General features: G+C 67.9%; 22 protein-coding genes and 2 tRNA genes. 13 read left to right on the top strand and 11 right to left on the bottom strand.

Annotation, left to right across the window (positions count from 1 at the left end):
• Positions 1-109: 109 nt before the first annotated feature.
• From QGN30_RS20305 to QGN30_RS20295, 3 genes are all read right to left on the bottom strand, one after another.
• The gene (locus tag QGN30_RS20305; protein WP_009957510.1) at positions 110-376 is read right to left on the bottom strand and encodes a hypothetical protein; all 267 of its coding nucleotides are present in this window, start codon (positions 374-376) and stop codon (positions 110-112) included.
• 129 nt (positions 377-505) lie between these two features.
• Positions 506-578 (bottom strand) — tRNA-Lys (locus QGN30_RS20300).
• Positions 579-758: 180 nt separating this feature from the next.
• The gene (locus QGN30_RS20295; protein WP_009957509.1) at positions 759-1,997 is read right to left on the bottom strand and encodes a GNAT family N-acetyltransferase; all 1,239 of its coding nucleotides are present in this window, start codon (positions 1,995-1,997) and stop codon (positions 759-761) included.
• A gap of 195 nt (positions 1,998-2,192) precedes the next feature.
• Between QGN30_RS20295 and QGN30_RS20290 the strand changes: the two genes are divergently transcribed.
• From QGN30_RS20290 to QGN30_RS20280, 3 genes are all read left to right on the top strand, one after another.
• Positions 2,193-4,559: an MMPL family transporter gene (locus tag QGN30_RS20290; RefSeq protein WP_248923572.1), complete on the top strand. Its 2,367-nt coding sequence runs from the start codon at positions 2,193-2,195 to the stop codon at positions 4,557-4,559.
• 74 nt (positions 4,560-4,633) lie between these two features.
• Positions 4,634-5,548: a DMT family transporter gene (locus tag QGN30_RS20285; protein ID WP_038535645.1), complete on the top strand. Its 915-nt coding sequence runs from the start codon at positions 4,634-4,636 to the stop codon at positions 5,546-5,548.
• A gap of 132 nt (positions 5,549-5,680) precedes the next feature.
• Positions 5,681-6,892: a L,D-transpeptidase gene (locus QGN30_RS20280; protein WP_009957506.1), complete on the top strand. Its 1,212-nt coding sequence runs from the start codon at positions 5,681-5,683 to the stop codon at positions 6,890-6,892.
• A gap of 9 nt (positions 6,893-6,901) precedes the next feature.
• Here QGN30_RS20280 and QGN30_RS20275 read toward each other — a convergent pair whose 3' ends face one another.
• The 3 genes from QGN30_RS20275 to orn form a co-directional block, all read right to left on the bottom strand.
• Positions 6,902-7,279: a hypothetical protein gene (locus tag QGN30_RS20275; protein ID WP_014382148.1), complete on the bottom strand. Its 378-nt coding sequence runs from the start codon at positions 7,277-7,279 to the stop codon at positions 6,902-6,904.
• Between the two features lie 111 nt (positions 7,280-7,390).
• A tRNA-His gene (locus QGN30_RS20270) sits at positions 7,391-7,466 on the bottom strand.
• Positions 7,467-7,515: 49 nt separating this feature from the next.
• A complete protein-coding gene (orn, locus tag QGN30_RS20265) occupies positions 7,516-8,163 on the bottom strand; it encodes an oligoribonuclease (protein WP_008255097.1) in 648 nt (215 codons plus the stop codon).
• 146 nt (positions 8,164-8,309) lie between these two features.
• Here orn and QGN30_RS20260 point away from each other — a divergent pair, with 146 nt between their 5' ends.
• Complete coding sequence (locus tag QGN30_RS20260; protein WP_009957504.1) at positions 8,310-9,878, top strand: helicase HerA-like domain-containing protein; 1,569 nt, start codon at positions 8,310-8,312, stop codon at positions 9,876-9,878.
• A gap of 161 nt (positions 9,879-10,039) precedes the next feature.
• Here QGN30_RS20260 and cmrA read toward each other — a convergent pair whose 3' ends face one another.
• Positions 10,040-10,846, bottom strand: coding sequence for a mycolate reductase (gene cmrA, locus QGN30_RS20255; protein WP_009957503.1), 807 nt, complete (start codon positions 10,844-10,846; stop codon positions 10,040-10,042).
• 68 nt (positions 10,847-10,914) lie between these two features.
• On the opposite strand from cmrA, the gene QGN30_RS20250 reads away from it, so the two are divergent.
• Positions 10,915-12,255, top strand: a complete 1,341-nt coding sequence (locus tag QGN30_RS20250) for an MFS transporter (protein ID WP_009957502.1) — start codon at positions 10,915-10,917, stop codon at positions 12,253-12,255.
• Between the two features lie 21 nt (positions 12,256-12,276).
• Here QGN30_RS20250 and QGN30_RS20245 read toward each other — a convergent pair whose 3' ends face one another.
• Positions 12,277-13,056, bottom strand: coding sequence for an MmpS family transport accessory protein (locus tag QGN30_RS20245; RefSeq protein WP_014379654.1), 780 nt, complete (start codon positions 13,054-13,056; stop codon positions 12,277-12,279).
• Positions 13,057-13,119: 63 nt separating this feature from the next.
• Positions 13,120-13,776, bottom strand: coding sequence for an SACE_7040 family transcriptional regulator (locus tag QGN30_RS20240; protein WP_009957499.1), 657 nt, complete (start codon positions 13,774-13,776; stop codon positions 13,120-13,122).
• A 195-nt stretch (positions 13,777-13,971) separates the two neighbouring features.
• Here QGN30_RS20240 and QGN30_RS20235 point away from each other — a divergent pair, with 195 nt between their 5' ends.
• The 8 genes from QGN30_RS20235 to QGN30_RS20200 all read left to right on the top strand — a co-directional run bounded on the left by QGN30_RS20235 (position 13,972) and on the right by QGN30_RS20200 (position 23,626).
• Positions 13,972-15,561: a carboxyl transferase domain-containing protein gene (locus QGN30_RS20235; RefSeq protein WP_029385536.1), complete on the top strand. Its 1,590-nt coding sequence runs from the start codon at positions 13,972-13,974 to the stop codon at positions 15,559-15,561.
• A gap of 5 nt (positions 15,562-15,566) precedes the next feature.
• The gene (locus tag QGN30_RS20230; protein ID WP_029385533.1) at positions 15,567-17,564 is read left to right on the top strand and encodes an acetyl-CoA carboxylase biotin carboxylase subunit; all 1,998 of its coding nucleotides are present in this window, start codon (positions 15,567-15,569) and stop codon (positions 17,562-17,564) included.
• Positions 17,561-18,727 (top strand): acyl-CoA dehydrogenase family protein, encoded by a 1,167-nt coding sequence (locus QGN30_RS20225; RefSeq protein WP_008255120.1) that lies wholly within the window; start codon positions 17,561-17,563, stop codon positions 18,725-18,727. Before QGN30_RS20230 ends, QGN30_RS20225 begins: the two co-directional genes overlap by 4 nt.
• Positions 18,724-19,233 carry a MaoC family dehydratase gene (locus QGN30_RS20220; RefSeq protein WP_009957496.1) on the top strand — a complete coding sequence of 170 codons (510 nt, stop codon included), beginning with the start codon at positions 18,724-18,726 and terminating at the stop codon, positions 19,231-19,233. Before QGN30_RS20225 ends, QGN30_RS20220 begins: the two co-directional genes overlap by 4 nt.
• Positions 19,230-20,051 carry an HpcH/HpaI aldolase/citrate lyase family protein gene (locus tag QGN30_RS20215; RefSeq protein ID WP_038535650.1) on the top strand — a complete coding sequence of 274 codons (822 nt, stop codon included), beginning with the start codon at positions 19,230-19,232 and terminating at the stop codon, positions 20,049-20,051. Before QGN30_RS20220 ends, QGN30_RS20215 begins: the two co-directional genes overlap by 4 nt.
• Positions 20,052-20,300: 249 nt before the next feature.
• The gene (pdhA, locus tag QGN30_RS20210) at positions 20,301-21,383 is read left to right on the top strand and encodes a pyruvate dehydrogenase (acetyl-transferring) E1 component subunit alpha (protein ID WP_248913646.1); all 1,083 of its coding nucleotides are present in this window, start codon (positions 20,301-20,303) and stop codon (positions 21,381-21,383) included.
• 9 nt (positions 21,384-21,392) lie between these two features.
• Positions 21,393-22,448 (top strand): 3-methyl-2-oxobutanoate dehydrogenase subunit beta, encoded by a 1,056-nt coding sequence (bkdB, locus tag QGN30_RS20205; RefSeq protein WP_014379657.1) that lies wholly within the window; start codon positions 21,393-21,395, stop codon positions 22,446-22,448.
• Positions 22,445-23,626: a dihydrolipoamide acetyltransferase family protein gene (locus QGN30_RS20200; RefSeq protein WP_038535656.1), complete on the top strand. Its 1,182-nt coding sequence runs from the start codon at positions 22,445-22,447 to the stop codon at positions 23,624-23,626. The genes bkdB and QGN30_RS20200 overlap by 4 nt, the downstream gene beginning before the upstream one ends.
• Before the next feature lie 16 nt (positions 23,627-23,642).
• Here the strand turns inward: QGN30_RS20200 and QGN30_RS20195 are convergent, their stop codons facing one another.
• Entirely contained in the window at positions 23,643-24,413 is a 771-nt protein-coding gene (locus QGN30_RS20195; protein ID WP_036458548.1) for an enoyl-CoA hydratase, read from the bottom strand.
• 452 nt (positions 24,414-24,865) lie between these two features.
• Positions 24,866-25,276, bottom strand: a complete 411-nt coding sequence (locus QGN30_RS20190; protein ID WP_038535659.1) for a hypothetical protein — start codon at positions 25,274-25,276, stop codon at positions 24,866-24,868.
• Between the last annotated feature and the right edge of the window lie 436 nt (positions 25,277-25,712).

Below are 25,712 nucleotides of genomic sequence, written 5' to 3'. Positions count from 1 at the left end.
CTTCGACGCGGCAAGACCAATCGGTGCCAGCAAGAAATTACCTGTACGAAGGGCTTTCGCGGGGGGATACGACGGCAACTGGCCGGCGGAGGTCGATCGGCCGAACCGGCTACTCCCACCCGGGCGGGTCGTTCTCGGCCATGTACGTCTCCCACGCCGCGCGCCGCATCGCCCGCGTATGCAGGTCCTGGCAGATCGCCCGCGCTCCCGCGGCGTCGGTCGCCCGGCCGAGATCGTGGTGCACGAAGCCGTCGTCGACCCGTTCGGCGCGGAAGCCGCCCGTGGAGACCGCGTGGACGCGGTACTCGCTGCGGTCATCGATGTTGGCGTGGAAGTGGCCCTCGTGGGGTTCGACCCACTTCAGCTCGGTTTTCACAGGTCCCCTCTGGACGAACACCGTCGCAGCGATGGTAGGTCCCCCGCGGGGGCCATGAAAAGGGAGGTCCGAGACATTGGCGCCAGTGTGGAAGCAAAAGCCACCGAACGATGAACTATCGGTGAGCTGTGCGCCGTCAGGGTTTCGAACCCCGGACCCGCTGATTAAGAGTCAGCTGCTCTACCAACTGAGCTAACGGCGCTTGTGGTCAGTCAGACCGCGTAGGCGACAATAACAGGCGTCTTGCCGCGGAGTGAAATCCCGACCATTTCCCAGGATAGCGTGCCCGCGCAGCCGGTTGGGCCTTGCCGGGCTGGGCCGTCGTCAACTGTTCGCCGCGCGATCTGCATGGAAGACGAAAGGTACTGTCGCGCAGTCTCATTCACAAGACCGTGCCGCAGAAGGGCGCGCGGTCGGTGGCGAAGGCGGCGTCCAGTTCGGCCAGTGCGCCCGCTCGTGCTTCGGTGATGCGGCCGGCCCGGGCCAGCTGGGAAGCCCGGTGCGCCCCCATGTAGATGGTGGCCAGGTCGGCCAGGCCGATCTCGATGTCCGCGTTCCCGTCGTGGGGCGTGCACTTCCCGGCGCCACCGCGTGTTTGCAGCTGGAACCGTCCGCCCGCGAGCTGAAGCGGGTCGGTGACGTCGAGCACGATGTCGGTATCGGCGCTGTAGGTGCGCGCGCCCAGCACCTCGGGGACGTCGTTGATGCGCACCCACAGGAAGTCGCTCACGCCCTTGATTTCCGCGGCGCGTTGATCGGTGAGTTTGAGCGGAAGCGGATCGTCGCCCGGCACGTCGATCTCTACGCGATAGAACATCTCCAGGACCAACAGCGTCTGCAGCAGCTCGGTGTGAGCCTCCTCGGTGATAGGGCAGAAGTCCTCGACGACCACCGTGCCCAGGGGCGGGCGAAACGCATGCTGTTGCGATCCGACGACCCGATACGTCAGGAAGCCGTCAGGATGGATCGTGTAATGCAGCGCCGACCCGTTGCCCCGCTGGGTTTCCCGGTCGTCCAGGTAGTCGGCCCACCACGCGTCGTCCCGGGTGATCGCGCCATTGGTTGCGGCACACCACCGTTCGTAGAGTTCTGGCAAGTGTCGTCTCGCCTCGGCGGCGTTGACCTCGCGTGCCCGCCTGCCGCTCGGTGCGGCCCGCAACTTCGCGAAGCGGCGGTCGATCGAATAGGTGTGGCTATAGCTGGCCACCCCGGCGCCGAAGCCGTCGTACATCGCGGTCTGCGTTGGGACGCCGCACACGATCGGATAGCCGCGGTCCAACAGAATCCCGAGTCCCTTCGCGCTGAGCTGTGCCCAGAGTCCCTTGCCCTGATGCGTTGACGCGACGGCGATCATCGTCAGCCACGCGGCTCGCAGGTTGGCGCCACCCGGCACGGTGAGCTGCGCGCGGTAGATGATCGACGTTCCCACCAGAAACGGATGTTCGGGATCGGAGACGTCCTCGGCGATGAGAATGTCGTCGAGGTTGACTCGGCGTTTCCACGCTTCGAGGTCCTCCGGGCCCACCGGATCGCCGAACGTGCGGGCCTGATTTTCAAACACCGCCTGCCAGTCGTCTTCGCTTGGATGCCGAATGTTGGTGCCGTCGTCCGTCGTGTTCATTGCACATCCAATCCGCTTGTAGCCCAGGCAATCCGGCACTGCGCACACCGAATCCACGTGCTGAGTGTGCTTTTACGTTCGATACCCGAGTACCAGATGGTCAAACCTCGAGGGCCGCCGCCCGGGTGACTGCTCGATGCGAACAATCGGCGCCGGGGCGGGTCAAAAGGCGTGGTTTCGGGTAGGCGATACGCCATGCTGCAGGTAATCACCCGGCTAGCCATTGCCGCCCCGCGCCGCATCGTCGGGATCGCCTTCCTGGTGCTGGTGGGGGCCGCAGTCTTCGGGCTTCCGGTGGTCAACAGCCTTTCCGGCGGTGGCTTTCAGGACCCGACCTCGGAGTCCGCGCGGGCAACCGAGGTCCTGCGCGACAGGTTCAACCAAACCGATCAGCAGATGCTGATCGTGGTGACGGCCCCGGACGGCGTCCGCAGCGAATCGGCGCGCCGGGTCGCCACCGACATCGTCGACCAGCTGAAACGGTCGCCGTGGGTGCTCAACGTGTCGTCGGCGTGGACCATGCCGCCCGATCGCCCCCAGGCCGCGTCTCAGCTGATCAGCAAGGACAACAAATCCGGGATGATCGTCGCCGGCCTGAAAGGCGGCGAGAACGACGCGCAGAAGTACGCCAGCACGCTCACCAGCGACCTGGTGCACGACCGCGACGGCGTGACCGTGCGCGCCGGCGGCATGGCCGTGGCATACGCGCAGATCAACGGGCAGAACCAGCGGGATCTGCTGTTGATGGAGTCCATCGCGATCCCGCTGAGCTTCGCGGTCCTGGTCTGGGTGCTCGGCGGTGTGGTGGCGGCGACGCTGCCGATCGTCCTTGGCCTCTTGGCCATCGTCGGCACCATGTCGGTGCTGCGGTTGATCAGCTTCGCCACCGACGTGTCGACCTACGCCCTGGACCTGAGCATCGCCATGGGCCTGGCCCTGGCCATCGACTACAACCTGCTGATCATCACCCGCTACCGCGAGGAGCTGGCCCGGACCGAGGACCGCGACCGGGCGCTGTATCGCACCATGGCCACCGCCGGCCGGACCGTGCTGTTCTCGGCCACGACCGTCGGGCTGTCGATGGCGGTGATGGCGCTGTTCCCGATGTACTTTCTGAAATCGTCCGCCTACACCATCGTGGTCACAGCGATCATCGTGGCGATCGCCGCGGTGGTGGTCACCCCGGCGGCGATCGTGCTGCTGGGGCCCCGGCTGCACGTGCTGGACGCCCGACGGGTGCTGCACCGCATCCTGCACGGACAGCGGTCGTTTCGCGACCACGCGCACCAGCCACTCGAGGACCAGTTCTGGTACCGGTCGACCCGGTACGTGCTGCGCCACGCCATCCCGATCGGCCTGAGCGTCGTGGCGCTGCTGCTATTGCTGGGCGCGCCGTTCTTGGGGGTGAAGTGGGGCTTCCCGGACGAGCGCGTGCTGCCCGAATCCGCGTCGGCGCGCCAGGTCGCCGACATGCTGGACAACGACTTCGCGAACGGGTTCGGCACCGAGGTGTCCGTCGTCGTGCCCGACGCCCGCGGCGTGACCCTCGCCGAGCTGCAGCGGTACGCCGCAGACCTGTCGCGCGTGCCCGACGTGTCTTCGGTCAGCGCACCGGCCGGGACGTTCGCCGAGGGGAATCGGGTGGGGCCGCCCGTCGCCCCCACCGGTGTGGCCAACGGCAGCGCGTTCTTGACCGTCTCCACCACCGCGCCGCTCTATTCGCAGGCCTCGAACACCCAGCTGGACCGGTTGCATCAGGTCGCGGGGCCGGGCGGGCGCGCGGTTCAGATGACCGGGCTCGCGCAGATCAACCGCGACAGCGTCGACGCGATCACCCAGCGTCTGCCGATCGTGTTCGCCCTGATCGCCCTCATCACCTTCGCGCTGCTGTTCCTGCTGACCGGCAGCGCGGTGCTGCCGGTGCAGGCGCTGGTGTGCAACGTGTTGTCGTTGACGGCGGCGTTCGGGGCGATGGTGTGGATCTTCCAGGACGGCCATCTGGGCGCCCTGGGTACCACCCCCAACGGGACGCTGAACGCCAACATCCCCGTGCTGCTGTTCTGCATCGCCTTCGGGCTGGCCATGGATTACGAGGTCTTTCTGGTCTCGCGCATCCACGAGTACTGGCTGGCCTCGCAGGCCATGCGCGAGACGCCGCCCACCGCGGCCGAGGCGCGCGCCGCCACCGACGAGAGCGCGGCCCTGGGCATTGCCGGCATCGGCCGCGTCGTGACGACCGCCGCGGTGGTGATGTCGATTTCGTTCGCCGCGCTGATCCCGGCGCACGTGTCGTTCATGCGCATGCTGGGTCTGGGCCTCACGCTCGGCGTGCTGGTCGACGCCACCCTGGTGCGCATGGTGCTGGTTCCGGCGTTCATCCACCTGCTGGGCCGCTGGACGTGGTGGGCGCCGCGGCCGTTGGTCTCGCTGCGCGAACGGTCCGCCATCGGGGAGGACGGCGAGATCGCGGTCGGACGCGGCCGCTGGGCCCGCGACGCGCCCGACGCGGGCCGCGCACTGATCAGAAGGTGGCCCACCAAGGCCACGACCGGGCGCGGGTGACCCGACATGTGTTGTGAGGCAACGCCTTCGACCGGCACCGCGGCGCCGATCCCGGACGGGACGGAGTAATCCCCATGGGCCGAACCGATATCGCCGCCCTGCTCGCGCTGAGTTCCGCGTTGTGCGTCGCGGTCGGCGACGTCTTGCAGCAACGTGCGGCGCACTGCATCACCGACAGGGCGGTCGGTTCGGTCGAGTTGTTCGCCAATCTGCTTCGCAGCCAACGATGGTGGTGGGGCACTGTGTTGTTGGCAGCCAGCATCGGATTGCAGGCAGCGGCCCTGGCCGGCGGATCGGTTTTGCTGGTGCAGGCGCTGCTGATGTTTTCGGTGCTCTTCGCGCTGCCCATCAACGCCAGGTTGTCGCATCGCGCGGTGACCGCCGGCGAGTGGATGTGGGCCGCCTTGTTGACGGCCGGGGTAAGCGTGGTCGTCATCGTCGGCAATCCGCGGGCCGGGCATTCGGGCGCCTCGCTGGGAACCTGGGCCGCCGTGGCCGTCGTCCTGGGCCCGCTATTGGTCGGCTGTGTGCTGGCCGGACGGAGCCGCGGCGGGGCCGTGGCCGCGGTGCTGTTCGCGTTGGTGTCGGGGTCGCTGTGGGGCATCTTCGCGGTGCTCACCAAGGAGGTCGTCGCCCGGCTCGGGGACGGCCTCGGCGCGGTGATTCGGACTCCCGAGCTGTACGCCTGCATCCTGGTCGCGCTGGGCGGTGTGGCGTGGAGCCAGTCGGCGTTTCGGGCCGGGCCGCTCACGGCGTCCATGCCCACTTTGCAGATGTCACAGCCGGTGGTGGCAGCGGTGCTGGGCGTGGTCGTCCTCGGCGAGACGCTGAACACGGGTCGCGCCGGGATGATCGCCCTGGTGGCGGCCGCGTCGGTGATGACGGCGGCCATCATCAAACTCGCCCGCGTCGAGGCCGTCGCGACCCGCGACCGGGCCGAAGCGCAGCTGCAGGAAGCCCGCGCAGATGTGGTGCCGCGAGGTCACTGACCTCGCCCGAGTGACGAATTCATTGCGGCGGAGACACCGTACGGCCGCCCGCGCCGGTGTGGGCATGTCGGGTCGGCGGAACCCTTTAGAATGCGTGCAGCGAGGTCAGCGGTGACCAACTTCGAGAATTGAATGGAAGGTCACTGGATGACGCCTTTGCGTGGACGCAGATCGTGGCTGGCGGCCGCGATCGCCGCGGTTGCCGTGTTTGCCGTCGCCTGCGGTGGCAACCACGCGGCCGCGCCGGCGAAGGTGATCTTCGACAAGGGCACGCCCTTTGCCGACCTGCTGGTCCCCAAGCTCACCTCCTCGGTGACCGACGGCGCCGTCGGCGTGACGGTGGATGCGCCGGTGACGGTGAGCGTCGCCGACGGCGTGCTCGCGTCGGTCACCATGGTCAACGAAAACGGCAGGTCGATCAGCGGGAAGCTGAGCCCCGACGGGCTGCGCTGGTCCACCACCGAGCAGCTCGGCTACAACAGGCGCTACACGCTGAACGTCAAGGCGACCGGGCTGGGTGGCGCGGCCAGCAAGCAGATGACCTTCGCGACCAGCTCACCGGCCCACCTGACCATGCCGTACGTCAGTCCGGTCGACGGCGAGGTGGTGGGCATCGGCCAACCGGTGGCGATCCGCTTCGACGAGAACATCGCGGACCGGGCGGCGGCCCAGAAGGCCATCACCATCACCACGAACCCTCCGGTGGAGGGTGCGTTCTACTGGCTCAACAATCGCGAAGTACGTTGGCGCCCAGAGCATTTCTGGAAGTCGGGAACGGCCATCGACGTGGCCGTCAACACCTACGGCGTGGATCTGGGCGACGGGATGTTCGGTGAGGACAACGTCAAGACGCACTTCACCATTGGCGACGAGGTGATTTCGACCGCCGACGACACCACGAAGACCGTGACCGTGCGGGTCAACGGTGAGGTCGTCAAGACCATGCCGACGTCGATGGGCAAGGACAGCACGCCAACGGCCAACGGCATCTACATCGTTGGCGCGCGGTTCAAACACATGATCATGGATTCGTCGACCTACGGGGTTCCGGTCAACTCGCCCAACGGATATCGCACCGAAGTCGACTGGGCCACCCAGATGTCCTACAGCGGAGTCTTTGTGCACTCCGCGCCGTGGTCGGTCGGCGCCCAGGGCCACACCAACACCAGCCACGGATGCCTGAACGTCAGCCCCAGCAACGCCGAATGGTTCTACGACCACAGCAAGAGCGGTGACATCGTCGAGGTTGTGCACACGGTGGGGCCGACCTTGCCGGGCACCGAGGGGCTCGGCGACTGGAACATCCCGTGGCCGGAGTGGAAGGCGGGCAACGCCAACACCTGACCGGCTCGGTCAGTCGATCTTGTGCCAGCTTCCGCAGCTTCGGGTCATGAACGCGGTATCGGTCCGCATGATCCGAACCACCTGGGGGCCGTCGCCGACGTTGTTGTCGATGATGTCGTTGGTGTCGAAACTGCGCAGCCTTGCCCAATAGCAGCCGTATTTGCCGCCATCGGTCCGATAGGTGCCCGCCGCGATGTCCTTGTTGACGATGTAGGTGCCGTTGGCCTCGATGGACGTCTTCGGGCCCGGTGGGGGCGGCGGGGCGACGGTCTTCGTCACCGTTTTGGTCTCAGCCGGCGGGGTCGATATGACCGTCGTCGACGTGTGGCTCGAACCACCGCAGCCCGCGAGGAACAGCGCGGCGGCCGCGATGGCCGTTCGCATCATGGGCGAGGCAAGACGTTGTCGATTCACTGCATTCCACTCACCGGTGCAACAGCGGTGCGCGGAGTCGCTACCACCGTAAAAGGTCAGGGAGCGGCGATGCTCCCTGACCAATGGGGTGAGTGACGGGACTCGAACCCGCGACATTCAGGATCACAACCTGACGCTCTACCAACTGAACTACACCCACCATGGCTGTGTGCCGACCCGCAGGCCTGCACGAGCAGCGACTGTAGATACTAGCGGCTCGTCGGCGCGCTGGCCGAATCGCTTGGTCCCGGTGCGTCTCGTCCACCGTCAAGGGAGGTGACCACCGCCTCGATTTCGCTGGTAGACGGGCCCGGTGGGGAGACGAACGCGGTGCGCCGATAGAACTGCAATTCGCGGATCGACTCATGGATGTCGGCCAGTGCGCGGTGGGCGAGCCCCTTGGTGGGCTGGCCGAAGTAGATCCGCGGATACCAGCGGCGGCAGAGTTCTTTGATCGAGCTCACATCGATCATGCGGTAGTGCAGGTACGTGTCCAGCGCCGGCATGTCGCGCACGATGAACGCGCGATCGGTGGCGATCGAGTTTCCTGCCAGCGGCGCCGTCTTGGGTTGCTTGACGTGTTGGCCGATGTAGTCCAGCACCATCGCCTCGGCAGTCGCCAGGTCGACGGCGGACGCCCGCACCTCGTCGATCAACCCGGAGCGCGAATGCATTTCGGTCACCACGTCACCCATCGCCGAGAGGGCGGCGTCGTCGGCGTGGATCACCACGTCCACACCGTCGCCGAGGATGTTCAGATCGGCGTCGGTGACCAGGGCCGCGATCTCGATCAGCTTGTCCGAACCGAGATCGAGTCCGGTCATCTCGCAGTCGATCCACACCAATTCGTCACGCACAGCGCTCAGACTAGTGGCGATCGCAAGCGCGGCGGAGCCGGGCGCGGCGGGTCGCCGTTGGGCCTCGCCCCCGGATCCGCCCGAGAAGTAGGGTGAGCGTTGTCGAACTGCATGCCGAATCACTGGGGAAGAGGGGGCGCAGCACGATGAGCACCGATTCAGCGGCAACGCCGGCGAGCCGGATCGCGGACGGCTACGCCGTCGACGGCCAGGCACTGGAATTGGGCACCGTCGTGGTCGACGGCGCCGCCGATCCGACGGCGCAGATCCGCATTCCGCTGGCGACCGTGAACAGGCACGGGCTGGTGGCCGGCGCCACCGGAACCGGCAAGACCAAGACGCTGCAGCTGATCGCCGAACAGCTCAGCGCCGCGGGTGTACCCGTGCTGATGGCCGACGTGAAGGGCGACCTGTCCGGGTTGTCCGCACCGGGGAAGGGCGACGACAAAACCGCCGCGCGTGCCCGCGACACGGGAGACGACTGGACTCCGACGGGCTTCCCGGTTGAGTTCCTGTCGCTGGGCACCGGTGGGCTCGGCGTGCCGGTTCGGGCCACCGTCGACAGCTTCGGCCCGGTTCTGCTGTCAAAGGTGTTGGGGCTCAACGCCACTCAAGAGTCCACCCTGGGCCTGATCTTCCACTGGGCCAAGGAATCGAATTACCAGCTGGTCACCCTGGCCAACCTGCGTGATGCCATCACTCACCTGACCAGCGACGAGGGCAAGGCCGACCTGAAATCCCTTGGCGGTGTGTCGTCCACGACGGCCGGCGTCATCCTGCGCGCGCTGGTGAACCTCGAGGGCGAGGGCGGCGACACGTTCTTCGGCGAGCCGAAGCTCGACCCGAACGACCTGCTGCGCGTCGAGGGCGGCCGCGGCATCATCTCGCTGCTGGAGTTCGGCGGACAGTCGTTGCGCCCGGTCATCTTCTCCACCTTCCTGATGTGGTTGCTGGCCGACCTGTTCACCGTCCTGGACGAGGTCGGCGACATCGACAAGCCCAAGCTGGTCTTCTTCTTCGACGAGGCGCACCTGTTGTTCGCCGATGCGTCCAAGGCCTTCCTCGAGCAGGTCGAGCAGACCGTCAAGCTGATCCGCTCGAAGGGCGTCGGGGTGTTTTTCTGCACCCAGTTGCCCACCGACCTGCCAAACGACGTGCTGTCCCAGTTGGGCGCGCGGATTCAGCACGCGCTGCGGGCGTTCACGCCCGACGACCAGAAGGCCCTGTCCAAGACCGTGCGCACCTACCCGAAAACCGATGTCTACGACCTGGAGTCGGCGTTGACGTCGCTCGGGATCGGCGAGGCCGTCGTGACCGTGCTCTCCGAGAAGGGCTCGCCCACCCCCGTCGCGTGGACCCGCATGCGGGTGCCCCGCTCGCTGATGGCGTCGATCGGCAACGAGGCCATCGGGGCCGCGGCCAAAGACAGTCCGCTGCAGGAAAAGTATGGCCACACGGCTGAGCCCCCGGCGCGACCCCAGCCGTCCCCCCAGGATCCGCAGGCGCCCCAAGCCCAGTCCGACTACCCGCCCGTCCCCTCGAACGAACCCGTCCCGCCGATGCCGGAGCCGGCGGAACCCAAGGGGGAAAAGGGGCCGTCGATGTGGGAGGAAGTGCTGCAGAACCCGACGGTGAAAAGCGGCATCAACACGGCGATACGCGAAGCGGTGAGAAGCATTTTCGGTGGCACCGGCGGTCGCCGCCGCCGGAAGTAGTGGGGTGCCTCCGTCGCCGTCGATCGCGGGCGTAACGCCACGGCGAAGAATCGCGCGCAAAACCGCCGCTGCGTTACGACCGTGAGCGGAGGGGCCGGCCCGAACCGTGAGCGGAGGGCCAGCACGACCGTGAGAGGAGGGCTGCCCAACCCGCCCCGCGCTTAGCCGCCGCCGAGCTTTTTGTAGAACGCGCCCACGATGGGCGCCACGATGGCGCGCGGGGCGTACCCGCTCGCCACCGACATGGCCTTGGACGTCAGGCCGGGAACGACGCGCATTTTGTTGCGGTCCAACGCATCCAGCGACACCCGGGCGGTGTGCTCCGTCGAGATCCACAGGAAGTCCGGCACCAGCCGCTCCACGATCGACGCTTCGGTGTCGGCGGGCAGGTCGGTGCGCACCGGGCCGGGGGCGAGCAGCGTCACGTTGACCCCCGACCCGCGCAACTCGCCGCGCAGCGATTCGGTGAAGGTATTCACGAACGCCTTGGTGGCGGCGTAGGTGGCGTTGTAGGGGATCGGCGAATTGCCCGCGGCCGAACCGGAAATGAGGATGCCCCCGGCCCTGCGTTCGACCATGCCGGGCAGCACCGCCAACGTAAGGTCATGCACCCCTAGGACATTCAGCTGCAATTGGGCCTTCTCGCCGGCCGGATCGAGCGTCGCCACCGGACCGAACGTCGCGGTGCCCGCATTGGCGCACAGGATCGAGATGGGGCGGGCGGCCAGCTCGTCGCACAGTTTCGCGCGGTCGCCCGGGTCGGCCAGGTCGGCGGGTCGCACGTCGACGGTGACGTGATACTGGTCGCTCAGGCGGGCGGCCAGATTCTTCAGCAGGTCCTCGCGTCGCGCGGTGACGATCAGATTGTGTCCGCGGGCGGCGAGTTCGGTGGCCAGCGCTTCACCGATGTTCTGCGAAGCTCCGGTGACAACTGCGCGCGCCTCGGGGCTTGGAGCGGGTACCGGCATGCGCCAATCGTAGACAGCCGACGAAAGGCGATCCGCAGCCGATCGGTGGCGCCGCTAGAGTGCCGGGCATGAGTCAGCCGGAGTTGCGTTCCGCCGCCCCCGTGCGATCTCGCGTCGTCGCGTGGGCGCTGTGGGACTGCGGCTCGACCGGCCTGAACGCGATCGTGGCCACCTTCGTCTTCGCCGTGTATCTGACCAGCAGCGTCGGGGTGGGCATCGGGGGCAGCACCACGCCGGCGAGCTGGCTGGGCCGGGCCGCGGCCATCGCCGGGCTGACCGTCGCGATATTGGCGCCCGCCGTCGGCGTGTGGGTGGAGTCACCGCATCGCAGGCGGGTCGCCCTGAGCGTGCTGACGGCCGCGGCGGTGACGCTGACCGCCTCGATGTTCTTCATCCGCGACCGGCCCGGCTACCTGTGGGCCGGCCTGGTGCTGCTGGGGGCGACGGCGGCCTGCGGCGACTTGGCCAGCGTCCCGTACAACGCCATGCTGCGCCAGCTTTCGACACCGCAGACCGCCGGCCGGATATCGGGATTCGGCTGGGCGGCGGGCTACGGCGGCAGCGTCCTGCTGTTGCTGGTGATCTACACCGGATTCATCTCGGGATCGGACTCGGGACCGGGCGCGACGCGCGGACTGCTGCGAATTCCCTTGCAGGACGGGCTTTATGTCCGCGAGGCGATGCTGGTGGCGGCGGCCTGGCTGGCGGTGTTCGCGCTGCCGTTGCTGTTCGTGGCGCAACGGCTGAGCGGGCCGGCCGAGCTGTATCAGCCCACGAGCATGCTGGGCGGTTACCGCAAGCTGTGGACCGAGGTTTCCGCGGAATGGCGCCGCGACCGCAACCTGGTGTACTTCCTGGTCGCCAGCGCGCTGTTCCGGGATGGGCTGGCGGCGATCTTCGCGTTCGGCGCGGTGCTCGGCGTCAACGTGTACGGCATCTCCCAGGCGGACGTGCTGATCTTCGGGGTGGCGGCGTGCGTCGTCGCCGCGGTGGGCGCCGTGCTGGGCGGGTTCGTCGACCACCGGGTCGGATCGAAGCCCGTCATCGTGGCCTCGCTGGCCGCGATCATCACCCTGGGACTGACCCTGATGGCGTCGGCGGGCCCGGCGGCCTTCTGGGTGTGCGGGCTGCTGCTGTGCATGTTCATCGGGCCGACGCAGTCGTCGTCGCGCGCCCTGCTGCTGCAGATGGCCAAACACGGCCGGGAAGGCGTCGCGTTCGGCCTCTACACCATGACCGGGCGGGCGGTGGCGTTCCTGGCGCCGTGGCTGTTCTCGGTGTTCGTCGACGTGTTCGGCGCCGTGCGCGCCGGCCTGGGCGGGATTTCGCTGGTCTTGATCGCCGGGTTGGTGGCGATGCTGGTGGTCCGCGTCCCGCAGCGCGGGGTCCCGGTCACCGAAGCCGTGTGACGGGTTCGCCTCGAGCGGGCCTCAGCCCCGAGCGTCGCAGATCGTCAGCCCCCCGCCGACGCGCTTGCTCACCTGAACCCCGTTGACGGTGACGGTGCAGGTGACGCTGTGCCCGATGTTGACGATCGTGACGTTGGCCGGGTGCGCGGCCGACTTCGCCAGGCTGACCTGCTTGCTCCACGGCAGCTCGACGTTGAATTCGGTCTGGATGAGGTCGCCGGTGTCGATGTACATGATGCTGATCGCGCGGCCTTCGCCCGTGACGGTGTAGACGACGTCTTGCATTGCCGCCGGACCCGTCGTCGAGGTGGGCAGCTCGGGGCCGCTCGTCGGGGGTATCGGCGCCGGGATGAGGGTCGGCGACTTACGCGCCGACGGGGTCGGGCTCTCCGGCGTCGTTTCTGGCATCGCCGGCAACGGCGGAACGGCGGTCTGGGTCTTGATCGCGTCGTTGGCGAGCGCCAGCGCAATCACCAAGGCGACGACCAGCAGCACCGCGGCACCGGCGGCGATCCACAGCCAGCGCGGCGATTTCGGCCCCTCGGGGGGTGGGGGAGCCATGCCCCGCGAGTGCGGGTCGTCCGACGGCGGCAGGTCTTGCTGCCAATACGCCGGTAACCGCTTTGTCGTGTTCGTCTCGTTGGCGGTGGCCGCCCAGGGCGGCATCGTCCCGCCATAGGTGGGCGCGTACGGCGTCTGATCGGCGTACGCGGGGTCGGCGGGCGGCGCGTACCCGCGCTGTTGCGGCCCCGGTAGCGATGGACTAAACCGCTCGGTGGGACGTGAATCGTTCATGTCCACCTCATGGCTTGCAGGGTACCTGTGCGGGGCGCTGAAGCGCTTACTCACCTTGTGGCGGGGAGCTCAGGGGCACTGGTTTCCGGCCTCGAGCGCGGCGATCGTCATCGCCCGCATGACTGCGCGCGATCGTGCGGCGCGCGCGCCCTTGCTGCGCGACGTATCGGGGGATTTCATGCTGTGCGGCGTCGAATTCAGCAGGCCGAACACGGCGTGCGCGGTCAGCCGGGCGTCGGTCTCGGCCAGCTCGGGGTTCAGTTCGCGCAGGACCCCGACCCAGACCTCGACGTATTGACGCTGCGCCTTGCGCACCTGCTTCTCGGCCGCCCCGGGCAGGTACGCCAGGTCGCGGTCCTGGATGCGGATCAGGTCGGGTTCGGTCAGGGCGAAGTCGAGGTGGAAGTCGATCAGGCCGTCCAGCGCGGCGGAAGCATCGGAGTTTCGGGCGCGCACCTGCCGGGCGCCGGCGAGCAGCCGGGTGCTGATGCCCACCAGCAATTCGACCAGAAGCGATTCCTTATTGGGGAAATGCCGGTAGATGGCGGGACCGCTGACGCCGGCCGCGGCGCCGATGTCCTCCAGTCGGACCGCGAGAAATCCGCGCTCGGCGAACAGCCGCTCGGCGGCGGACAGCAATTGTAGGCGGCGGTCGGATTTCAACTGGCTCCGACGATTTGGGGCCTCAGCGCCAGCGGCGTGGCCGTCGGAGGTAGACGTTGTCATGACGGACCTCCGTGTGGTGAATCGTCACCAACGTAGCACGAGTTATTCGCTATTAACTCGCGTTATTCGCCGGGGACGGTGCCCCCTGGACCGGCAACGCCGGCAATGGTATTCTCAGGCCCCGAGTTAATGATCATTAACTCAAAAGCTGGACCGCCCGACGGCAAGGAGGCTGCTGCGGCGATGGACAAGGTGATGACCTCGCCCGCGAAGGCTCCCGAGGCGTCGTTCGCCGATGAGCACCGCCGGCTGGTCGGCGAGCTGAACACCAGGCTGGCCGCGGCCGCGCTCGGCGGCAACGAGCGCGCGCGGGAACGCCACGTCAGCCGCGGGAAGCTGTTGCCGCGCGAACGGGTGGACCGGCTGCTCGACCCCGGCAGCCCGTTCTTGGAGCTCTCACCGCTGGCCGCCGACGGCATGTACGACGACGAATCTCCCGGCGCCGGCATCATCACCGGGATCGGCCGGGTGTCGGAGCGCGAGTGCGTGATCGTCGCCAACGACGCGACGGTCAAGGGCGGCACCTACTACCCGATGACCGTCAAGAAGCACCTGCGCGCGCAGGAGGTGGCGCTGCAGAACCGGCTGCCGTGCATCTACCTGGTGGACTCCGGCGGGGCCTTCCTGCCGCGCCAGGACGAGGTCTTTCCCGACCGCGAGCACTTCGGCCGCATCTTCTTCAACCAGGCGACCATGAGCGCCAAGGGAATTCCGCAAGTCGCCGCGGTGCTGGGTTCGTGCACCGCGGGCGGCGCCTACGTGCCGGCGATGAGCGACGAGGCCGTCATCGTGCGCGAGCAGGGCACGATCTTTTTGGGCGGCCCGCCACTGGTCAAGGCGGCGACCGGCGAGATCGTGTCGGCTGAGGAACTCGGCGGCGGCGACCTGCACTCCCGGGTGTCCGGTGTCACCGACCACCTCGCCGACGACGATGAACATGCGTTGCGGATCGTTCGCTCGATCGCGGCCACCTTCGGCCCGCGCGAGCCCAGCCCGTGGCAGGTGCGATCCCCGGTCCCGCCGCCGTGCGCGCAGACGGAGCTCTACGACGTGGTGCCGCCGGACCCGCGGGTGCCCTACGACGTGCATGAGGTCATCGTGCGCCTGGTCGACGGCGGCGAATTCAGCGAATTCAAGGCCAACTACGGCAAGACCCTGGTGACCGCGTTCGCCCACATCCACGGCCACCCGGTGGGGATCGTGGCCAACAACGGGGTGCTCTTCAGCGAATCCGCTTTGAAGGGCGCGCATTTCATCGAATTGTGCGACAAGCGCAAGATCCCGCTGCTGTTCCTGCAGAACATCGCCGGGTTCATGGTCGGCCGGGACTACGAGGCCGGCGGCATCGCCAAGCATGGCGCCAAGATGGTCACCGCCGTCGCCTGCGCCCGGGTGCCCAAACTGACCATCGTGATCGGCGGATCCTATGGGGCCGGCAACTATTCGATGTGCGGACGGGCGTACTCGCCGCGGTTCTTGTGGATGTGGCCCAACGCCCGGATCTCGGTCATGGGCGGCGAGCAGGCCGCCTCCGTGCTGGCCACCGTGCGCGGTGAGCAGCTCAGCGCGGCGGGCAAACCATGGTCGGCCGACGAGGAAGAGGCGTTCAAGGCGCCCATCCGCGGGCAGTACGAGGACCAGGGCAACCCGTACTATTCGACGGCCCGGCTGTGGGATGACGGGATCATCGACCCGGCCGACACGAGAACATTTGTCGGGCTTGCCCTTTCGGTGTGCGCCCAAGCACCGTTGGAACCCGTCTCCTACGGCGTCTTCCGGATGTGAGTGCAGTGTTCGAGACAGTATTAGTGGCCAACCGCGGCGAGATCGCCGTGCGGGTGATCCGGACGCTGCGCCGCCTGGGCATCCGTTCGGTGGCCGTCTACAGCGATCCCGACGCCGGCGCGCGGCACGTCCTCGAGGCCGACGAGGCCGTCCGATTGGGACCGGCCGCGGCGCGCGAGAGCTACCTGAACATCGACAAGGTCGTCGAGGCGGCCGTGCGCACCGGATCTCAAGCGATCCACCCGGGGTACGGATTCCTCTCCGAGAACGCCGATTTCGCGGCCGCCTGCGAGCGGGCCGGTGTGGTGTTCCTGGGGCCTCCCGCCCAGGCGATTCAGGTGATGGGCGACAAGATCACCGCCAAGAACGCGGTCGCCGCCTTCGACGTGCCGGTGGTCCCCGGCGTGGCCAAACCGGGGCTGAACGACGACGCGCTGGTCGCGGCCGCCGACGACGTCGGATACCCGGTCTTGATCAAGCCCTCGGCGGGCGGCGGTGGCAAGGGCATGCGCCTGGTCGAGGAGCCGGCCAAGCTGCGCGAGGCACTCGTCAGCGCCCGCCGCGAGGCCGCCTCCGCGTTTGGCGACGACACCTTGTTTTTGGAGCGGTTCGTGTTGCGCCCCAGGCACATCGAAGTGCAGGTGCTCGCCGACACGCACGGCAACGTCGTGCACCTCGGCGAGCGGGAGTGCAGCCTGCAGCGGCGCCACCAAAAGGTCATCGAGGAGGCGCCCTCGCCGCTGCTCGACGAGGCCACCCGGGCGCGCATCGGCGCGGCCGCCTGTAACACCGCGCGCAGCGTCGACTACGTCGGCGCGGGCACGGTCGAGTTCATCGTCTCCGCCGAGCGTCCCGACGAGTTCTTCTTCATGGAGATGAACACCCGCCTGCAGGTGGAGCATCCGGTCACCGAGGCCGTCACCGGGCTGGACCTGGTGGAGTGGCAGCTGCGGGTCGCCGCCGGCGAGAAGCTGACGTTCGCCCAGGACGACATCGAACTGCGCGGGCACGCGATCGAGGCGCGGGTGTACGCCGAGGATCCGGCGCGCGGATTCCTGCCCACCGGAGGCCGGGCGCTGCGGGTCTTCGAACCCTCCGGCGACGGCGTGCGGGTCGACTCGTCGCTGCTGCCCGGCACGCTGGTCGGCAGCGACTACGACCCGATGCTGAGCAAGGTGATCGCCCACGGGGCCGACCGGGACGAGGCGCTGGCGACACTCGACCGGGCGCTGAGCCAAACCGCGATCCTGGGCGTGCAAACCAACATCGAATTTCTGCGGTTCCTGCTCGCCGACGAGCGGGTACGCGCCGGCGACCTGGACACCGCCCTCCTGGACGAGCGATTGGCGGACTTCGCGCCGCTGCCCGCCCCCGACGACGTGCTCGCGGCGGCCGGGCTCTATCGGCAATCGGCCCTGGCGTCGCGGGCGCGCCACTTCGCCGGCAATCCCTGGGCGGCGCCCACGGGATGGCGCGTGGGCGGCAGCGCGGCGCCGGTTCGCACCGACATGCGCACCCCGCTGCGCAGCGAGACCGTGTCGGTGTGGGGGCTTCCCGAGGCCGCCACGGTGCAGGTCGGCGACGGGGAAACCTGTTCGGCCGCTGTGCAAGTCGAGCCGGCACGAATGAGCGCGGTGATCGACGGCCTGCGCCGCGACTACCGGTGGGCCGAAGCCGACCGGCACCTGTGGATCGCCGACGAGCGGGGCACCTGGCACCTGCGCGAGGCCGAGGAGAACAAGATCCATCGCGCCGCGGGCGCGCAGCGGGCCGAGATCCTCAGTCCGATGCCGGGCAGCGTGATCGCCGTCCAAACCCCCTCCGGCACCGACGTTTCCGAAGGCGACGTGGTGGTCGTCGTCGAGGCGATGAAGATGGAACACTCGCTGGCCGCACCCGTTTCCGGGCAGGTGGAGGTGCTGGTCTCCGTGGGTGATCAGGTGACCGTGGATCAGGTGCTGGCCCGGCTGATCCCGGAAGAAGAAAGCAAGGACGAGACATGACCACATCCATAACCGCGGGGACCCTCCCCAAGGAATACGAGGACCTGCGCGACACGGTCGCCGAGTTCGCGCGCACCGTGGTGGCCCCGGTGTCGGCCAAACACGATGAGGAGCACAGCTTTCCGTACGAGGTCGTCGCGAAGATGGGGGAGATGGGCCTGTTTGGCCTGCCGTTCCCCGAGGAGTACGGCGGCATGGGCGGCGACTACTTCGCGCTGTCGCTGGCGCTCGAGGAACTCGGCAAGGTCGACCAGTCGGTGGCGATCACGCTCGAAGCCGGTGTGGGTTTGGGCTCGATGCCCATCTACCGGTTCGGTACCGAGGAGCAGAAGACCAGGTGGCTGCCGGACCTGACAGCCGGCCGGGCGCTGGCCGGCTTCGGGCTCACCGAGCCCGGCGCGGGCTCCGACGCGGGCGCGACCCGCACCACCGCCCGCCTCGAGGGCGGTGAGTGGGTGATCAACGGCAGCAAGCAGTTCATCACCAACTCGGGCACCGACATCACCTCACTGGTCACGGTCACCGCGGTCACCGGCAGCGTCGGGGGAGACAAGAAAGAGATCTCGACGATCATCGTGCCCAGCGGCACACCGGGTTTCACCGTCGAACCGGTCTATAGCAAGGTGGGCTGGAACGCGTCGGACACTCATCCGCTGAGCTTTGCCGACGCCCGGGTCCCGGAGGAGAACCTGCTGGGCGAGCGTGGACGGGGCTATGCGAACTTCCTGTCGATCCTGGACGAGGGCCGCATCGCGATCGCCGCGCTGGCGACGGGGGCGGCGCAGGGCTGCGTCGACGAGAGCGTCAAGTATTCCAAGGAACGTCAGTCGTTCGGCCAGCCGATCGGCTCGTACCAGGCGATCAGCTTCAAGATCGCGCGAATGGAAGCGCGTGCCCACGTCGCCCGCACGGCGTATTACGATGCCGCTGCAAAGATGTTGGCGGGCAAGCCCTTCAAGAAGGAGGCGGCCATCGCGAAGATGATCGCGTCGGAAGCGGCGATGGACAACGCCCGCGACGCAACGCAGATCCACGGAGGCTATGGCTTCATGAACGAGTACCCGGTGGCGCGTCACTACCGCGACAGCAAGATCCTCGAAATCGGTGAGGGCACCACCGAGGTGCAGCTGATGCTCATCGCGCGATCGCTCGGACTGTCATGACGGACGGCAACGAGGGCGGCAAGTCGGTTGTCCAGCGGGGCTTGTGGTTTGAAGAGTTCGAGATCGGCACCACGTACCTGCACCGCCCCGGCCGCACGGTCACCGAAGCCGACAACGTCTTGTTCACCACGCTGACCATGAACACCCAGTCGCTGCACCTCGACGCGGCCTGGGCGGCCGAGCAGCCGGGCTTTCGGGGCGAGCGCCTGGTGAACTCCATGTTCACCCTCTCCACCGTGGTCGGACTGTCGGTGTCGCAGCTGACGCTCGGCACCATCGTGGCCAATCTCGGCTTCTCCGAGGTGTCCTTCCCCAAACCCGTCTTCCACGGCGACACCCTGTACGCCGAAACCGTGTGCACGGCCAAGCGGGAATCGAAGAGCCGGCCCGGCGAGGGCATCGTCACCCTCGAGCACACCGGACGCAACCAGCACGGCGACGTCGTCGCGCGCGCCGCGCGCACCACGCTGGTCCAGAAGCGCCCGTCCAACCAGGAGGCCAAGTGAACCTGCACGCCGCCGGTCCCGCATGGCTGTTCTGCCCGGCCGACCGGCCCGAACGTTTCGCGAAGGCCGCGGCCGCGGCCGACGTGGTGATCCTCGACCTCGAGGACGGGGTGGCCGAGGCGGACAAGCCCGCCGCCCGCAAGGCGTTGCAGGAGACGCCGCTGGACCCCCAGCGCACCGTCGTGCGCATCAACGCCGCCGACACCGACGAATACCCCCGCGACCTCGAGGCCCTGGCCGCGACCGCCTACACCACGGTGATGCTGTCCAAGACGGAATCGGCGGCGCAGGTGGAAGCGTTGGCGCCGCGCGAGGTGATCGCGCTGCTGGAGACGCCGCGCGGCGCGGTCTTCGCCACCGAAATCGCGGCGGCCCGGGGCACGGTTGCGCTGATGTGGGGCGCCGAGGACCTGGTCGCCACGCTCGGTGGTAGCTCCAGCCGCCGGGCCGACGGCACGTACCGGGACGTCGCCCACCATGTGCGGTCGACGGCGCTGCTCAACGCGTCCGCCTTCGGCCGGGTGGCGCTCGACGCGGTCCACCTGGATATCCGCGACCTCGACGGCTTGCGGGCCGAGGCCGAGGACGCCGTCGCGCTGGGGTTCGGCGGGACCGTGTGTATCCACCCGAGCCAGATCCCGGTGGTGCGCGAGGCGTATCGCCCCAGCGAGGACCGGCTGGACTGGGCGCGACGGGTGCTGGCGGCCGCGCGCAGCGAGCGCGGGGTCTTCGCCTTCGAAGGACAGATGGTCGACTCGCCGGTGCTCAAGCACGCGCAGATGACGTTGCGCAGGGCGGGTGAGACCGCCCCCGGCTGACCGTTTGATGGCTGTGCAGCGACACGTCGTTTGGGGCTCGCGCGACACGCTCCGCAGTCTTCGCAATCAACGCGGTGTCTTCTCATTTGAGGGCATAATGGGAAATACGCCAGTGTCGCGGCGAGCGAAGCCTTTCGTGTAGCTGGCGATCGACTTCCGCTCGCGGTAGGTCTCGGCTGACCGTTTGCTGTGACCCGCTGTGGCTCGCGGGGCCACGCGGCACCCAGCGAGGGAGGCGGTGTGGCGCAGATGTCTTCGATGCGCATGGCGGTCGACCTCGAGCCGGTCCAACTCGTGGCCGCCGATGGCTCGCCGACACCCGAACGCCGTTATGGCCGCGACCTTCCCGCGGAGACGCTGAGTTGGCTCTACGAGCTGATGGTGATCACCCGGGAACTCGACGCCGAATTCGTGAACCTCAAGCGCCAAGGCGAACTGGCGCTCTTTGCGTCGTGCCGCGGTCAGGAAGCCGCCCAGATCGGTGCGGCGGCGTGCCTGCGCAAAACCGACTGGTTGTTCCCTCAATATCGCGAGCTGGGCGCCTTTTTGGTGCGCGGCATCCCGCCCGGGCACGTCGGGGCCGTGTGGCGCGGAACCTGGCATGGCGGCCTGGAATTCACCAAGAAGTGCTGCGCCCCGCTCTCGATTCCGATCGGCACCCAGACCCTGCACGCCGTGGGCGCCGCGATGGCCGCGCAACGGCTGGGCGAAGATTCGGTGACGCTGGCCTTTCTCGGTGACGGCGCCACCAGCACGGGAGACGTGCACGAGGCGCTGAACTTCGCCGCCGTGTTCACCACGCCCTGCGTGTTCCTCGTGCAGAACAACCAGTGGGCGATCTCGACGCCGATCCACAAACAGACCGCCGCACCGTCGCTGGCGCACAAGGCGATTGGTTACGGCATGCCCGGAGTCCGGGTAGACGGAAATGACGTCTTGGCCTGCTACGCCGTGACGGCCGAGGCCGCCGCCCGTGCCCGCGCCGGCGGCGGCCCGACATTGATCGAGGCGATCACCTACCGGATGGGCCCACACACCACCTCCGATGACCCGAGTCGATACCGGACGCAGGACGAGGTCGATCACTGGGCGGCGCTGGACCCGATCGCGCGGTACCGCTGCTACCTGCGGGCCCAGGGCCTGTGGTCGGAACGCTTGGAGGAACGGGTCATTGGCCGCGCACAGCGGATGCGCACCGAATTGCGCGACGCGGTGGTCGATGCGCCCGATTTCGACATCGACGAGGTGTTCACCTCGGTGTACGCCGAAATCACGCCGGGACTGCAGGCACAGCGACAGCAGCTTCGGGCCGAACTCGACCGAAGCGATTGAGAGGCGTCAATGACTCAGCTCGCTGATCGTCCCACCGGCCATGACGAAACACTCACCGCGGCAGTGGAAAACGTTGCCCTCGGTGCGCAGTCGCTGACCATGGTCCAAGCGCTCAACCGGGCCCTGCACGACGCAATGGCGGCCGACGACCGGGTGTTGGTGTTCGGCGAGGACGTCTCCGTCGCCGGTGGGGTGTTCCGGGCCACCGAGGGACTGGCCGAGGCGTTCGGCGAGAGCCGCTGCTTCGACACGCCGCTGGCGGAGTCCGCCATCATCGGGATCGCGGTGGGGCTGGCGCTGCGCGGATTCGTGCCCGTGCCCGAGATTCAGTTCGACGGGTTTTCCTATGCGGCCTTCGACCAGGTGGTCAGCCACCTGGCGAAGTACCGCACCCGCACCCGCGGCGAGATTAATATGCCGGTGACCGTCCGCATCCCTTCGTTCGGGGGAATCGGTGCCGCAGAGCATCATTCGGATTCCACCGAGTCGTACTGGGCGCACACCGCCGGATTGAAGGTGGTGGTGCCCTCCAGCCCCGCCGATGCGTATTGGCTGCTGCGCCACGCGATCGCCTGCCCGGATCCGGTCATGTACCTGGAACCGAAGCGACGCTACCAGGGCCGCGGCTTGGTCGACGCCTCCCGGCCCGAACCACCGATCGGGCGAGCGATGGTGCGCCGGCAGGGCACCGATGTCACCGTCGTGACCTACGGCAGCCTGGTCGGCACCGCCGTGGTCGCGGCAGAAGAGGCTCAGCGCCAACGCGGTTGGAGCCTGGAGGTCATCGACCTGCGCTCGTTGGTGCCCCTGGACTTCGACACCGTCGCCGCGTCGATCCACCGGACCGGGCGCTGCGTGGTGATGCACGAGGGACCCCGCAGCCTGGGGTTCGGCGCGGAGCTGGCCGCCCGCATCCAGGAGGAGATGTTCTACGAGCTGGAGGCGCCGGTGTTGCGCGCGTGCGGATTTGACACCCCCTATCCGCCTGCGCGGTTGGAGAAGTGGTGGCTGCCCGGCCCCGACCGGCTGCTGGACTGCGTCGAGCGCGCGTTGGAACAGCCGTGAGCGCCCCGTCCGCGCAGGAGCGGGTCAAGCCGTTTCGGGTCCCCGACCTCGGCGAGGGGCTGGAAGAGGTGACGGTGACGCATTGGAACGTCGCGGTGGGTGACGACGTCGAGCTCAACCAGGTGTTGTGCACGGTGGAGACCGCCAAGGCCGAGGTCGAGATCCCCAGCCCGCACGCCGGACGGGTCGTCGAAACCAACGGCGCCGAAGGCGATGTGCTCAAGGTGGGGGAGGTGCTGGTGCAGATCGACACGACACCGCGCAGCGACGACCCACCGGCGGCTGAAACGGCGCCGCCCACACTGGTCGGCTATGGCGCCGATGCCGGCGTCGACAGCAGCCGGCGGAGCGGCCGCCCGCTGGCCGCCCCTCCGGTGCGCAAACTGGCCAAAGAATTGATGGTCGACCTGGCCTCGTTACCGCACCGCCCCGGTGCCGTCATCACCCGCGAGGACGTGCTGTCGGCGGCCGGCGGGACCGGGAACGGCGCCGATGTCCGATCGGTTCGTGGCGTGCAGGCCCGGATGGCAGAGAAAATGGCCCTGTCGCACAAGGAGATTCCGCCGGCGAACGTCACCGTCGAGGTGGACTGCACCGAGTTGGTGCGGCTGTCCGATCGACTCGGCGCGACGGACCAGAAGATCACACCCTTCGTGCTGACCTTGCGGCTGCTGGTCATCGCGTTGCGGCACAACGAGATCCTGAATTCGGCCTGGGTGGAGTCCCCGCAGGGTCCGCAGCTGCGCGTCGAACACCGAGTGCATTTGGGCATCGCCACGGCCACCGAACGCGGTCTACTCGTCCCGGTCCTCGCCGACGCCCACGCCAAGACCACCCGCGAATTGGCCGCTCGCGCAGCAGAATTGGTCGCCGGCGCGCGTGCGGGCACCCTGACGCCGGGTGAGTTGCGGGGCTCGACGTTCACCGTCTCGAACTTTGGGGCGCTGGGTGTGGACGATGGCGTACCAATGATCAACCACCCCGAAGCGGCCATCCTCGGGATGGGAGCGATCAAGCCGCGACCGGTGGCCCTCGGCGCCGAGATCGTGGTGCGCCCGACGATGTCGCTGACCTGTGTGTTCGACCATCGCATCGCCGATGGCGCACAGGCGGCCCGATTCGTCTGCGAGTTACGGGATCTGATCGAGTCACCCGAAATCGCGCTGCTCGATTTGTGACCCGTCGGTCCGCCGGCTACCTGCGTTGCGCGGCGGCCAATCGCTGTGCGAATTCGGGTGATTGGATCGAGTGCGCCTGCGGCCCAAGCTCGGCGCGCATGGCTTGCTGGTGTTGCTCGTGGTCCAGCGAACCCGGACTGATGGTGGCGCGCATGGTCGCCTTGGTCGCCAGCACGACCTCGCGCGGCGCGCCCGCCGGCCCGGCGGCGAGCTCCAGCGCCGCGGCCACCGGATCGTCGGCGACACTGAGCGCCAGGCCATGGCGCACCGCGGCCTCGGCGTCGAAGCGCATGCCGAACAGCAGGGCCGCGCGGGCGGCCTGCGGCCCGACCGCGCGCTGCAACATCCACGTCGCACCGCCGCCCGGGTGGAGCCCCAGCTTCTGGAACCGCGCATCGAACAGCGCCGCGGGTCCGGCGATGCGCACGTCGGCGGCCAGGGCCAGATTCAGACCGGCGCCGACGGCCGCCCCGTTGACGGCGGCGATGGTGGGCAGCCGGCAACTACCGATGGCCATGAAGCCGTCGTACAGCTGCTGCAGGCCGGTTTCGGCCGCCCCGCCGCCGGCGGCGCCCAGGGCGCTGAGGTCGGCTCCCGCGCAGAACGCCTTGCCGGCCCCCGTGACCACCACCGCGTGCACGTCGTTATCGGCTTCGACCCGCTCGACGGCGTCGCGCAGCAGCCCCGACATCTCGGCGGTCACCGCGTTGCGCCGGTCGGGATCGTTGACCGTGATGAGCGCGACGCGGTTGTCGATATCGAGCAACACCAGATCGGACTGGGCCATGTCGGGCACCTCCGGCTTGGGGTTTGGTTTGCGGGACCGTCTGCCCGCCGGTTCGTTCGGCGGCGGAGTGACGGGCGAGGTAAGGGTACTGCGCGGCCGGTTGTCCGGCTCGGCCGGTGTGAGCGCGATTAGCGAAGGATGCGCGAGAAAGCGCGCTACGAAGAACATCGGCCACCGGCCTTATTGGACATCTCCCCGGCCGAACGCCATTCACGGCTCGCCTGAGTACGTGCAGCCCGAAGTGGCGGTAACCCGCCAATCTTTGCGGGTGCACAAGGGGAGTCGGAATCTACAACTAATGCTGTGTTTATGAAATCGTTATCTGCAACTTTTGGGACTCTTCGTCTAGTCTCCGGAAAGACCAGCGCATACGCATGACCTGCCGGCCCTGCGGCAGACCGGGGGTAGCGGCCGTCACCGGCCCGCCCGGCACCGCGCGGACTTGCGGAAACCTAAGACTCGGGTTTCGCCAACTTCTTAGCTAGCTCATCGAGTTCGGCCTGACGCTCACGCACCGCACACGCCCGCTTATCGAAGCCCGCCCCCTGGAGGACGGTCCTCGGCATGGCATCGCTACGCAACTTGAGGTTGGCGTAATGGATTGCGGCGTCGATCATTTCGATGTAACGCTCCGCTTCATGCTCTGGGCAGGAGCCCTCGATGCGCTGAACTTCGTCCCAGCAAGGATAGGCGGAGTACCGGGCATCAAGTTGTTGCTGTGATACCTGCGATCCGAAATAACATCGCCAGTCCCGGCTCAGCCATCCCCTTGTCTTCACTTCGACTTTGATCCGACTACCGACGCCAGCTATGAACCTCGGCTCTCCGACGCGGACTACCGGCTGCCAGTCATTCACCGCCATAATTCGCCAACCCCTCGAAGAGAAGACGCCCTAACTAATGATCTCCCCGAGGGCGTCAACTGCTCGTCGTGACACGCTGTGCCTAGAATACTGAATCGGCAAACTTTTGGAAGTCACTTCGACTTCTTCGGGCGACTGCACGGTATGGGAAGCGACCGGAAAGCCATTACCGCCGGTCCCGTGCATCCGCTTTGCGGTCCGTGATTTCCGTCGGAAGTATCGCCGTTGACCTGCGTCACCACGCCGTTTGGAGCGCGTGGGCGAAGGTGTGTCGGACGGCGGTGACGAGGCCGGGCGGAGTGGATGGCCCTGGCCGGGCGACGCCCGCGACCAATGGTCCATGCAGAATCCACCAAGGCCGACTCCGCAAACTTACCTCGGCTCGGAAGAGCGCCCATTCGGTCTGACGCGGGAAGCGCCTCGTGCGAATGCTCTG

The organism is Mycobacterium sp. 3-98, assembly GCF_035918355.1.
GTDB classification, from domain to species: Bacteria; Actinomycetota; Actinomycetes; order Mycobacteriales; family Mycobacteriaceae; genus Mycobacterium; species Mycobacterium intracellulare.
This window is presented reverse-complemented; position numbering and strand designations above follow the sequence as displayed.